Below are 12046 nucleotides of genomic sequence, written 5' to 3'. Positions count from 1 at the left end.
CCAACCAAGGCAACTAAGCCACGACGATCCGATTCAGACAACGAATGAAACGGGCCAACAACCCCAGACACAACAACACCCTCCTAAGGGAAAGTGTTGCAACGACCCTCTGAACTCAAGCAACCCAGCCTACGAAAAAAGTCCCCGCGGTGTGCGGGGACTTCACAATTAGTGGCGCTCGGACAGCAGGCGCTGCAGCTCCTTCAGGTCGCTCTTGCGGCGGCGAGAGCGGAAGACCGAGAAAGCAATCAGGCCAACCACAGCGGCGCCGACGCCACCCAGGGCCATCTGCACGTTGCGGTCCTGCAGCTTATCGGTGGCCGCGGTCTTAGCCTCGTTGGCAAAGTTCTGCGGCTTGCTGCGCTGTGCCAACTCGTCCAGGGTGCCGGCCAGCTGGCGGCGGGTGCGCTCGATATCGCGCTGAATGTCTTCAATATTGCGTGCCACGAAGTTCTCCTCTTAACTTAGGTTCGCTCTTAACGGGGTCATTCTACCCCGCCGCCCCAAAAGCGTGCAGCCCGGGCGGTAAGTAAGGTGGAAACCATGACTGAAAACCGTTTGAACGTTGGAGATACCGCCCCTGCTTTTGCGCTTGCCGACGACGCCGGAAACACCGTTTCCCTCGCTGATTACGCAGGCCAGCGCGTACTGGTCTACTTCTACCCCCGCGCCAATACCCCGGGCTGTACCAAGGAAGCCTGCGATTTCCGCGATTCCCTGGAACAGCTCAATGATCTCAATATTGCCGTCGTAGGCATCTCGCCAGATAAGCCGGAGGCGCTAGCGAAGTTCCGCGCGGACCACGAGCTGAACTTCCCGCTGCTTTCGGACCCGGATAAGTCTGTCATGACCGCCTACGGCGCGTTTGGGGAGAAGAAGAACTACGGCAAGGTGGTCCAGGGCGTTATCCGCTCCACCTTCTTAGTCGAGCCGGATGGCACCATCGGCCAGACGCATTACAACGTCAAGGCCACCGGCCACGTTGCCCGCGTGATGAAGGGTCTTAGCTAGCGCGTGAGAGAGATTCTGCTACCGCGGCGTCGGCCAGCGCAGGCGCGCAGTCGCGAGCGCTTCGAGCGCATTCTGCAGGCCGCCCGCGCCGTGCTTGTCGACGTCGGCTTTGAATCCTTCACCGTCGACGAGGTCGCCCACCGCGCCGGCGTGCCCATCGGCACGCTGTATCAGTACTTTGCCAATAAATACGTGCTCATCTGCGAGCTCGACCGCCAAGACACGGCCGCCAGCCGGGCCGAAATCGAGCGCTTCTCCCGCCGCGCCCCGGCCGCGCAGTGGCCCGATGTGCTGGATGAAACCATCGATCACCTGGCGCGCATGTGGCGCGACGATCCCTCCCGGCGCGCCGTGTGGCATGCCGTGCAATCCACCCCCGCCACTCGCGCGACGGCCGCAGATACCGAGCGGCAGCTGCTTTGCCCCTTGTCAGAAATCCTCTCCCCGCTCGCGCCGTCCATGAGCGATGACGAACGCATTGACCTGGCCGGCTTCCTTATCCACAGCGTGGTCTCGCAACTCAATTACGCAACTGCGGGCGACCCCAGTGACTTTGATGCCGTGGTCGTAGAGATTAAGCGCATGCTCGTTTCGTATCTATTTGCCATTGCGGCCCACTGGGGCAGTTGACGCTTAAACAAGTTATCCACAGCTGCGGACGTCTTCGCCTCGGCTTACCCGCCGGCTCTGCTTAAAGTTGCAGCCATGAGCGCACTGAAGGCCTATGCCACCCACATAGCCTCGGCGATGGACATCCTCGCCGAGGCCCACAGCATGTCTGAACGCGCCCTTGTCGAGCTGGGCTTGCCGGATGTCGAGGCCCGCGACCTCCGCGCGCTGGCCGCGGTCTACTTCGGCCCGACCGGCTTCAGCCGCAAGCAACGCCACGCAGCCGCGGCCGCCCGACACCACGACCTCGTAACGCTCAAGCTGATTGAAAAGTACGTCTCCCGGGTGCGCGCTAAGCGTGAGGCGTGGGACCTGCGCGTGGAGCTGTGCCGCCTGCGTGGGCCGGCTTCTGAAATCGCCCGCCGCGCTAAGCAACGCCTGCGCGAACTTCGCCCGCGCCGCATGCCACCCCGCGAAGGCGTCCAACTCCTTCGCCGCCCGAACGGACCGTGGACTATGCGGATTACCGCACCCTCGGCCTTCCTTGCTGAATTCGACGCCGCGCTCGACCCCGACCGCCCACTCGATTCCCTCCGCGACCTACTTCGCGGCACCGGCGCGCCCTCCGCGCGCACCACCACTAACGTCATCATCCCGCTCAACGCCCTAGACCAAATCCTGGACGGCGACGGCGAGGAAGTCACGCTGCGCCTTACCAATGGCGCCACCATTTCCGGCGCCGAGCTCGTCGAGCGCACCTTCACCGAGCACGGCCTTGCGACGCTAATCCACCCCGTCAAGGGCCCCGTCAACCTGTATCGCACATCACGTTACGCCACCGAGAAACAGCGGCAGATGGCCGCGGCCGAAAATCCCACCTGCCCGTGGCCGCCGTGCAACCACCCGGCAGACAAGGCCCAGATCCATCACCTCAAGGCGTGGAAACACGGCGGGTTGACCAATATGGAGAACCTGACGGTGTGCTGCCCCTACCACAACGGGGTCAACCAGGATGATCCAAATGCCCCGCCGCTGCGCGGGCGCCTTGCCCGAGTCAATGGCAAGGTCCGCTGGGTTCGTTAGCGCTGCCTCTGCGAGGTAGCGCTACTCGGCGTGCTCTAAAAAGTCCGCGTAGACTTCGGCGGCTACCCGCGCGAATTCGGCGGGCGTCATGCGGGCCATGCCCTCCGGCAGGCTGCCCCACAGCGGACAGCCGGTCACCTGCGGCATCTCCTCGAGGTTCAGTCGGGTAGCTAAATCCGGATCGGCCGGCAGCGAGCCACCAATCAGCCCGAGCACCTCGATTCCGTGGCGTTGCGCCTCGCGCACAGTCAGCTCGGCCGCGTTGAGGCTTCCTAGGCTGAGGGAGGTGACGATGAGGAGCCTATCGGCGACGTCGGCAAGCGTATAGGCGTCCGCCAGACGCACGAGCAGCCCGCCGGCGCCTTCAACAAGCACCACGCGGCCGGGCGCGTCAAGGGCGGCAATCCACTCCTTGAGTTCCTGCAGGCCGGGTTGGTCCATGCCGGCCCGGCGCGCAGAAAGGTTTGGCGCCAGCGGCTCCGGGAAGCGCACCATCTCGGTGACCTCCACGCCTGCCAGCTTGCCGACGGTCACCGCATCCCCCTTCCCCTCCGGCTCCCCCGTCTGCAGTGGCTTAGCGTAGACAACCTCACGGCCGCGCTGCTTGAAGGCACTGGCGAGCGCGGCCGTGGCCACCGTCTTGCCGACGTCCGTGTTCGTCCCCGTCACGTAAATAATCACTGTCGTCCTCCTGCTACCGCGGCGCGCACGCCGCGGCACATCTGGGTTACTTCGTCGGCGGTGCTGATAAACGGCGGCATGATATAAATCAGTCGGCCGAACGGGCGCAACCACACGCCCTGTTCCACGGCCGCGGCCGTCGCAGCGGCCATATTTACTTCGCGTTCCATTTCCACCACGCCGATGGCACCAAGCACGCGCACATCCGCTACCCCCGGCTCCTCGGCTAGGTCTGCAAGCCCGCGCTGCAGCTGCTTTTCGATGCCCGCTACCTGCTCGCGCCAGTGCCCTTCCACAATGAGCGCAGTCGCCTCGGCCGACACGGCGCAAGCGAGCGGATTAGCCATAAACGTCGGCCCATGCATCAACGCGCGCGGGCGCATTCTCTCGGACACCTTCGCGGTAGCGAGCGTGGCGGCCATGGTCATAAACCCACCGGTCATCGCCTTGCCAACGCACATAATATCCGGCACGACGCCGGCTGCTTGGGTAGCAAAAAGGTCGCCAGTTCGGCCGAATCCGGTGGCGATTTCGTCGGCGATGAGCACGATACCGTGGCGGTCACAGATATCCCGGGCCCCGCGCACCAGCTCGTGGTCATGAAAGCGCATGCCTCCCGCACCTTGGACTACAGGTTCAATGACTAGGGCCGCGACCTCCTCAGTGATGCACGCTTCCAGCTCGTGCAGATAGGTTGCGCGCTCGGCCGGGCTAGCTCCGCGGGTAGGCGGCGCTGGGGCGAAAATCTGGCGCGCTAAGGTGCCAGTCCACATCGAGTGCATGCCGCCTTCAGGATCGCACACGCTCATCGCCGCGAAGGTATCGCCGTGATACCCCGATCGCCACGTCAGCATCTTGGTGCGCTCGGGGTGCCCTAGGCCACGGGCGTACTGTAGCGCCATTTTGATGGCTACTTCTACCGATACAGATCCGGAGTCCGAATAAAAGACCTGTTCGAAATCACCCCGGGTCAGTTCCATGAGGTTGCGGGTAAGCCGCGCGGCAGGTTCGTGGGTGAGCCCGCCGAACATGACGTGGCTCATTCGCTCGATTTGTGCGGCCGCTGCTGCTTTGAGTCGCGGGTGTCCGTGGCCGTGGGCGGCGGCCCACCAGGAAGACATGGCGTCGATAAGCGTGGTGCCATCCGCAAGCGTTAGATGGACGCCGGCGGCCGAGTCCACCACAAGCGTTGGCTCGCCTGGCTCGGCGTAGGGGTGCCAAATGTGTCGCGCATCGAGAGCGGCAATATCCTCCGCTGAAATATCCATGATTTTAGGTCTATCACAGACTTTCGGCCGTTATAGTGCTTTTATGACAATTATTAAACAGCGTTCAATCCGGCGTCTACCGGCGGCTTTACCAGCAGTCGCCGGAATTGAAATGTGGGAGCGCTTTAGCTTCTACGGCATGCAAGCCATCCTCGCCTACTACCTCTATTCCACCTCCGGCGGGCTCGGCATGGACCAAGCACAGGCCACCGCGCTTGTCGGCACATACGGTAGCCTGCTCTATCTGTGCACGTTCGTAGGCGGGTGGGTCAGCGACCGGCTCTTGGGCGCCGAACGCACGCTCCTTGCCGGCGCGGTTCTGCTCATTTGCGGGCACTTTTCGTTGTCCTTGGTGCCTGGCGCGGCAGGTCTCGTAGCCGGGCTTTTGCCGCTTGCACTGGGCTCAGGCCTGCTCAAGACAGCAGCAATCACCATTCTGGGTGCGGCTTTTCCTCCCGCGGCCGGCGCACGAGATGGCGCCTTCCAGATCTTTTATCTAGGGATTAATATCGGCGCCCTACTCGGGCCAATGCTTACTGGCTGGCTGGCACAAGAATACGGTTACCACGCTGGCTTCCTCGCGGCCGCGATCCTCATGTGTTGCGGGTGCGCCCTCTACGGCACGCTGCGCCGGCGGGTAGTTGCGGAATTCGATTCGCGGCCGCCCAACCCCACCACCACACCGGGCAGGGCCGCGGCGATAGCGTTGGCGACCGTCGTGGGCGGCGTCGTCGTTGCGGTGACTGTCTCGCCAGATAAGCTGGCCGTGCTTTTGCTCCTTACCACGATCACGGCCGCCCTCGCTCTCTTCGCCAGCATGCTGCGGTCGCCGCGGGTCAGCGCGCCGGAGCGGCGGAAGGTCGTGGCATATATTCCGCTGTTTTTCTGCTCTACGGCCTATTGGACCCTCCAACCGCAGATTTACGGCGTGCTAGCCGTGTACTCGGATCAGCGTGTAAACCGCATGGTAGGCGGATTTGAGATTCCAGCGGCGTGGACGCAATCGCTCAACCCCCTGTTCATCTTGGTGTTGTCCCTTCCATTGGCTGCTGGCATGGCCCGATGGGCTCGCTCGCGACGTCTATTAATGGCCGTAGGCATCATGGTGGCTGGTTCCGGAATGTTTGTGCTGTTGCCGTTCGTCGGGGGCGGAGAAAACTCAACGCCGTTCGCGGTTTTGGCCTTGACCATCTTCTTGATGTCGCTCGGCGAGCTATTCATCGGACCAGTGGGCATGGCGGCATCGGCCGCGCACGCACCACGGGCCTACGCGACGCGCTTTTCAGCACTGTACTTTCTCACCATGGCCATCGGCACCTCGCTGGCGGGAACACTATCGACGCTCTATGACCCTTCCTCGGCAGATGCGGAGCGGAACTACCTACTTATTGTCGGAATCGTCCCCGTCGCACTGGGGCTCATGCTCTTGGTCGGCCGAAAGGACGTCGTGGACGAGGTTTCGGGCGGCGTCTAAGGTATCGGCTCCTGAGGTAGCTTGGGTGTCAGTGGAGAAAATCTGACACTCGTGATCCGGCACAACTTCCGCGCGGCGGGTTATGCCACGCTGCGCGGTATAGGCATCAAAGAGGTTATCGATGCTCAGGACTAGTCCTCGTTTTTCAATTGCTCGCGCAGCTGCTGGAAGTACTCGCGGGCAGCCTGGGGCTGCGCGGTGGAGTGCTGGCCCTGCTGCGGCTGCGGCTCTGCCTGCTGGTTCTCGGAGCGTTGCTGCTCAGCGCGCTGGGAAGCGGCGATGGCTTCGCGCTTAGCGCGTTCGGCCTGTCGCTTAGATTCGCGCTCGATTTCTTCGGCGCGAGAAGGCTTCTTAGGCTGCGGGCGACGGCACTGGGACGGCTCCTCGGCGGAGTCGAGGGCACGGTTGGCCATGAGCACATCGCGCATACCGCTGAAAAGATCGCCCATCCCCTGCGGGTTGGAGGGCATGTAGAGAACGGACGCCTGGCCGTTGTGAGAGACGTCGACCATAGCGTCGAGGTACTGGGAGACCAGCATGAGGGCTTCGGGGGATTCTTCCACGCCGGCGTCGCGAAGCATCTCGTACTGCTGGGCAATGCCCTCGACGATTTCCTTACGCTGGTCGGCGACGCCGCGGCCCTGCAGCTTCTTCGCCTCGGCTGCACCCTCGGCCTCCTTGACCACACGGATCTTCTCGGCTTCCGCCTGAGCGACGGCCGCCTCGCGCTCGCGCTGCGCTGCGTTAATGGAGTTCATGGACTCACGCACCCGGGAATCAGGGCGAATATCGGTGACCAAGGTATTGACGAAGTTCCAGCCATATTCGGCCATGTTGTCGCGCAGGGAGGCCGCAACATTGCGGGCGATGGTGTCCTTGGAAGAGAAGGAATCATCCAGGTTCATATTCGCCACGGAAGAGCGAACATTGTCCTGCACGTAGGCCACAATCTGCTGCTCGTGATTGGAGAGCATGTAGTACGCCTCGCGCTCGCGACCCTGGACTACCTCGTACTGCACGGCGACAGGGATTTGGACGAAGACATTGTCCTTCGTCTTGGTCTCCACCATCACGTCCAGCTGGCGCACCTGCAGCGAAATCTTATCGCGTACACGGTCCACCCACGGCATCTTAAAGTGCAGGCCAGCATGCGCCACCTTTTGGAATTTGCCCAAACGCTCCAAAATGGCAGCTTCGCGAGTGCGAACGATGAAATAGCCATCGAAAAGCGTTCCCAAGATAATCAGCAGGATAAAAACTATTACTATGGTGGCAATCATTGAATCTCCCTAAATGTCGTGATGATCACTAATATTTTCGCATAGGAAATAGCGAAATGCTAGTGATCGTCGATAAGCGAAAAGAGCCTCCCCAAGATGGTCGCACCATCCTCGCGAATGCCGTTGTGCTGGAACTCATTGTTAATCCACGGCCGCAGGTCTCCCAGGTGCGCGGCCGTAGCCAAGGACTCCTCGAGAGGGACGAAAATATCATCGACGTAGATGGCCGCGGCCGTGGTGGGCACCTCGCCCAACGCATAGGGCGGGGAGAATTCGTGGCGGGCGAGGCCATGGGCGGCGTCGGCAAACGCGTGCAAGGCCGGGTCCTCGTCGAACTGCCAGGGGAAAATGTGCTCGCCGGTCAGCCAGGTGCCGACCTCAGCAAACTCCGGAAATTCCTCGCGCACGCGGTGCGCCGCCCAGTTCGTAGCGGCCTGGCCACCGGCGCCGCCGTAAATCGACTCATGGATTGCGGCGTACAACGGAGCATCCGCAAAGCTCACGCGCTGGCCGACGTCCGCCAGGAAGTCACCCCGCAACCGCTTCTCCCCCGCTACGGTGCGGAAGGGCTCTTCCAGCAGATAGGCCAGCGAATCAAAGCCGGTGCCGCGGCCGAGCTCGATGCCGATAGTGCGAAACCGCAGTGCGGACAAGCGCTCACCGGTAGGAAGCCGCTCATCCGAATTGTCGAGGTGGGAAATGATCTCCTCGATCCGGCCCTGTGCCCACGGGAATTCGCGGTAGAAGCGCTCCTGGCGGGCCTTGAGTTTGCTGAAGGTAGCGCGGTAAAGATCGTCCGCGCCTTTCAGCGTGGGGATACCGCCGGTGAAGAAGGCATGCTCGACGCGCTCGGGCGCTTGGGAAAGGTAGGCGGTGATACAAAAGCCGCCGAAGGATTGGCCGAACAGCGACCATTTCTCGAGTCCGAGGTGCTCGCGCAGGCGCTCGGCATCGCGGACGATATTGTCTTGGCGCAGCAACGCCAAGTGCCCTGCAGTGCGCTCTGCGGCCGGGCTAAGCGCATCAATGCGGTGCGAGCGGCCGGTGCCGCGCTGATCCATGAGGATAACGCGGTAGCGCTCCAGTGCCTTGCCAATCAGCCCCGTAGGCGCCAATGGCCGAGGCGCCGGGAAACCGGGACCGCCCTGCAGGTAGAGCAATGCGGGCAGGTCCTCTCCACCGGGCGGGATTATTTCGCGGGCGTAGAGCCCAAAAGTCCCGTGGGGATTGGAATAATCCCACGGGACTTCTAGGTGGTGCTCTTTAATTGTGTGGCCGAAGCGGCGATAGGAGGTCATGTACTCCCAGGCTAGTGGACTTCCAGACCCTTCGAGCGGAAGACGTCGCGGATTTTCTCCACATCCTCCGGCTTTGGTGGCTTCGTGTCAGCTAGCTGGTAGTTCATACCCAAGTTATCCCACTTGTCCTTGCCCATATTGTGGAAAGGCAGGACCTCAACGCGCTCAACGTTGGATTTCCAACGCGCCACGATATTGGCCACATTTTCCACGTTCTCTGGCGAGTCCGTGAGGTCTGGCACCACCACGAAGCGGATCCACACCGCCTTGCCCATCTTGTTTAGCCTGTCGCCGAAGTCCAGCGTCGGCTGGAGTTCGCGCTGAGTGACCTTGCGATAGGTTTCCTCGTCGCCCGACTTGACGTCGAGAAGCACGAGGTCGATATTGTCCAGGTCCTCGTCACGCAAACGCGCACCGAGATAACCGGCAGTATCGATGGTGGTGTGGATGCCCGCATCGTGAACTTCCTTCAGCACGCGGCGCGTGAAAGAAAGTTGGAAGAGGGGTTCACCACCGGAGATGGTGAGACCGCCACCGGAAGCGTTGAAGATTGGCTTATAACGCTTAATGCGCTTGACCACATCCTCGACCCGCTCTAGCGTGCCGGTCTTCATCTCCCAGGTGTCTGGGTTATGGCAGTACTGGCAGCGCAGTGGGCAGCCGGACATGAACATCGTCATGCGGGTACCCGGGCCATCGACGGCGGTCACGAGCTCCCAAGAGTGCACGAGGGCAATATCGCCGGTACGGCGCGCCTCCATGAGTTCGGGGCGGGTAATGTCATCGAATTGAGCGTCGTCTCCCAGGCCCGCGGCCGCGCCGCGGACTCGCTCTCCCTCTTCAGGAGAGAGGGTAACGACACCAGTAACGCCATCTGCCATGATTAGGAACCCTGGTGGAAGGTGCGGGAGATAACGTCGAGCTGCTGCTCCTTGGTCAGCTTGACAAAGTTGACAGCGTAGCCAGAGACGCGAACGGTGAGGTTCGGGTACTTCTCTGGGTGCTCAACGGCGTCCTCGAGGGTGGACTTGTCCAGCACGTTGATGTTTGCGTGGTACAGACCAGAGTTCATCTGGTGTGCATCGCGGTTTGCCTTCATTGCTGACATGCGGTCTTCGAAAGTTGGGGTTGCCATGATTTTCTCCTTTTCGAGATGGTTGAGGGGGGTTAGTGGTTTTTACTTCTCCATGATGAAGCCAGCATCCAGAACGCCCACCAAGTTATTGATGCGCTCTTCTGGGGTGCGGCCCAATCCGGAAGGAGTAATGGTGTTGGTCAGCGAGATGCCGTCCAAGGCGTCCTTGTAATCCAGCTTGCCGACGGACAGCATGGAAGCAACCATGCCGTGACTGTCAGCACCGTTTTCAGGGTTAGCGCCTGGGGAGAACGGCGTGCCGGCCTTGTGGCCCGACGGGAAGGCGCCTGTTGCCTTGCCGTAGACCACGTTCGAGGTAATGGTCAGCACGGACTGGGTTGGGATGGCATTGCGGTACATCGGGATGGCCTTAATCTTTTCCATCACGGTGTGGACAATGGTAGCGGCGATATCATCGGCGCGGTCATCATCGTTGCCGTAGAACGGGAAGTCACCTTCGGTGACGTAGTCCGTAATCAGGCCGGTCTCGTCGCGTACCGGGGTGACCTTAGCGTACTTGATAGCAGCCAGGGAGTCGGCGACGATGGACAGGCCGGCGATGCCGCAGCCCATGGAGCGGACGATATTGGAATCGTGCAGCGCCATCTCGACTGCCTCGTAGGCGTACTTGTCGTGGGAGTAGTGGATGATGTTGAGGGCTTCTACGTAGGTGCCAACAACCCAGTCCAGCATCTCCTCGTACTTCTGCCATACCTCGTCGAAGTCCAGCGGGCCGTCGCCCTTGATGGGCTCGTAGCCTTCGACAACCTGCTTGCCGGATACCTCATCGCGGCCACCGTTGATGGCGTAGAGCAGAGCCTTTGCGGCGTTCACACGAGCGCCGAAGAACTGCATCTGCTTGCCAACTTCCATCGGGGAGACACAGCAAGCAATTGCGGCGTCGTCACCCCACTGCTCACGAATCTGGCGGTCAGACTCGTACTGGATGGAGGAGGTCTCAATGGAGATGTGGGCACAGAATTCCTTGTAGCCCTCTGGCAGCTTCGGATCCCAGAAGATGGTGATGTTTGGCTCAGGTGATGGGCCAAGGTTAACCAGGGTCTGCAGCAGACGGAAGGAAGTCTTGGTGACCATGTGGCGGCCGTCGTTGCCAAAGCCAGCGTCGGACCAGGTTGCCCAGTATGGGTCGCCGGAGAAGATCTGGTCGTAGTCGATGGTGCGCAGGAAGCGAACGATACGCAGCTTGAGAACCAGGGAGTCGATGATCTCCTGGGCGTCTTCCTCGGTGATGATGCCAGCGGCGAGGTCGCGCTCGAAGTAGCAATCGAAGAAGGCGGACAGGCGGCCGATGGACATTGCGGCGCCATCCTGGGACTTAATGGAAGCCAGGTAGCCGAAGTAGGTCCACTGTACTGCCTCGTGAGCGGTCTTGGCCGGCTGGGAGATGTCGAAGCCGTAGGACTCGGCCATCTTCTTGAGCTTCTTCAGGGCCTTGATCTGCTCGGAGTGCTCCTCGCGGAAGCGTGCCCAGTGCTCAGAGAAGCCAGCATCTGCGACGGAATCGCGGGAAGCCTGCTTTTCCTCGATCAGGTAATCCACACCATAAAGTGCGACACGGCGGTAGTCGCCGATGATGCGGCCACGGCCGTAAGCATCCGGCAGGCCGGTGATGATGTGTGATGAACGAGCAGCGCGGATGCGCGGGGTGTAGATATCGAAGACCGCATCGTTGTGGGTCTTGCGGTAACGGGTGAAGATCTTCTCCACCTCAGGATCTACTTCCTTGCCCGCTTCGGCGATAGCCTGCTTGACCATGCGCCAGCCACCGAACGGCATCATGGCGCGCTTCAGCGGGGTATCAGTCTGCAGACCGACGATAACGTCGTCGTCCTCTGAGATGTAGCCGGCCGGGAAGGCGTCGATATCGGTCGGGGTGTGGGTGTCAACGTCGTAAACGCGCTGCTCGCGCTCGACGGACAGATACTTCTTTTCCAGAGTGTCCCAGACGCGCTCGGTCTTCTCGGTCGGGCCTGCCAGGAAGCTGGAGTCGCCGTCGTACGGCGTGTAGTTGCGCTGGATGAAGTCGCGGACGTTAATGCCCTCGGTCCATGGACCGGACTCAAATCCCTTCCAAGCTTCAAACTGTTGAGGCTGCGTTGCGGTAGTCATAATTCCCTTCTTTCGGGCGAATTTCTAGCAGGGGATAAATGCCGCTTTCTTCGAGCCACAGCACCAAGCCCCTCTGG

The 12046-nt window shown here is 61.4% G+C and carries 10 protein-coding genes and 1 pseudogene; 4 read left to right on the top strand and 7 right to left on the bottom strand.

What is annotated here, in order from left to right:
- Positions 1-168 precede the first annotated feature (168 nt).
- Positions 169-447, bottom strand: coding sequence for a DUF3618 domain-containing protein (locus MHK00_RS09315; protein ID WP_005323988.1), 279 nt, complete (start codon positions 445-447; stop codon positions 169-171).
- A gap of 96 nt (positions 448-543) precedes the next feature.
- On the opposite strand from MHK00_RS09315, the gene bcp reads away from it, so the two are divergent.
- The 3 genes from bcp to MHK00_RS09300 all read left to right on the top strand — a co-directional run bounded on the left by bcp (position 544) and on the right by MHK00_RS09300 (position 2703).
- Positions 544-1011 carry a thioredoxin-dependent thiol peroxidase gene (bcp, locus tag MHK00_RS09310; protein WP_005327287.1) on the top strand — a complete coding sequence of 156 codons (468 nt, stop codon included), beginning with the start codon at positions 544-546 and terminating at the stop codon, positions 1009-1011.
- A 3-nt stretch (positions 1012-1014) separates the two neighbouring features.
- Positions 1015-1641, top strand: coding sequence for a TetR/AcrR family transcriptional regulator (locus MHK00_RS09305; RefSeq protein WP_250411482.1), 627 nt, complete (start codon positions 1015-1017; stop codon positions 1639-1641).
- Positions 1642-1716: 75 nt separating this feature from the next.
- Positions 1717-2703 (top strand): HNH endonuclease signature motif containing protein, encoded by a 987-nt coding sequence (locus tag MHK00_RS09300; protein WP_250411480.1) that lies wholly within the window; start codon positions 1717-1719, stop codon positions 2701-2703.
- Positions 2704-2724: 21 nt separating this feature from the next.
- On the opposite strand, the gene bioD is transcribed toward MHK00_RS09300, so the two are convergent.
- Together bioD and MHK00_RS09290 are read right to left on the bottom strand one after the other, a co-directional pair.
- Positions 2725-3384, bottom strand: a complete 660-nt coding sequence (bioD, locus tag MHK00_RS09295; protein ID WP_005323982.1) for a dethiobiotin synthase — start codon at positions 3382-3384, stop codon at positions 2725-2727.
- On the bottom strand, positions 3381-4652 hold the full coding sequence (locus MHK00_RS09290; protein ID WP_005323980.1) for an adenosylmethionine--8-amino-7-oxononanoate transaminase: 1272 nt from the start codon (positions 4650-4652) through the stop codon (positions 3381-3383). Before MHK00_RS09290 ends, bioD begins: the two co-directional genes overlap by 4 nt.
- 43 nt (positions 4653-4695) lie before the next feature.
- On the opposite strand from MHK00_RS09290, the gene MHK00_RS09285 reads away from it, so the two are divergent.
- Positions 4696-6126 carry a peptide MFS transporter gene (locus MHK00_RS09285; RefSeq protein ID WP_250409268.1) on the top strand — a complete coding sequence of 477 codons (1431 nt, stop codon included), beginning with the start codon at positions 4696-4698 and terminating at the stop codon, positions 6124-6126.
- Positions 6127-6257: 131 nt separating this feature from the next.
- On the opposite strand, the gene MHK00_RS09280 is transcribed toward MHK00_RS09285, so the two are convergent.
- The 4 genes and pseudogenes from MHK00_RS09280 to pflB form a co-directional block, all read right to left on the bottom strand.
- Positions 6258-7406, bottom strand: a complete 1149-nt coding sequence (locus MHK00_RS09280) for an SPFH domain-containing protein (protein ID WP_250411478.1) — start codon at positions 7404-7406, stop codon at positions 6258-6260.
- Positions 7407-7465: 59 nt separating this feature from the next.
- Positions 7466-8704, bottom strand: a complete 1239-nt coding sequence (locus MHK00_RS09275) for an alpha/beta fold hydrolase (RefSeq protein ID WP_250411476.1) — start codon at positions 8702-8704, stop codon at positions 7466-7468.
- Between the two features lie 11 nt (positions 8705-8715).
- The gene (gene pflA, locus MHK00_RS09270; protein ID WP_005327293.1) at positions 8716-9585 is read right to left on the bottom strand and encodes a pyruvate formate-lyase-activating protein; all 870 of its coding nucleotides are present in this window, start codon (positions 9583-9585) and stop codon (positions 8716-8718) included.
- A 2-nt stretch (positions 9586-9587) separates the two neighbouring features.
- Positions 9588-11969, bottom strand: a pseudogene (gene pflB / locus MHK00_RS09265) (formate C-acetyltransferase).
- Between the last annotated feature and the right edge of the window lie 77 nt (positions 11970-12046).

It is taken from the genome of Corynebacterium tuberculostearicum, from assembly GCF_022347385.1.
GTDB classification, from domain to species: domain Bacteria; phylum Actinomycetota; class Actinomycetes; order Mycobacteriales; family Mycobacteriaceae; genus Corynebacterium; species Corynebacterium tuberculostearicum_M.
Note: the sequence above shows the minus strand (reverse complement) of the source record. Positions and strands in the feature narration are given on the sequence as shown.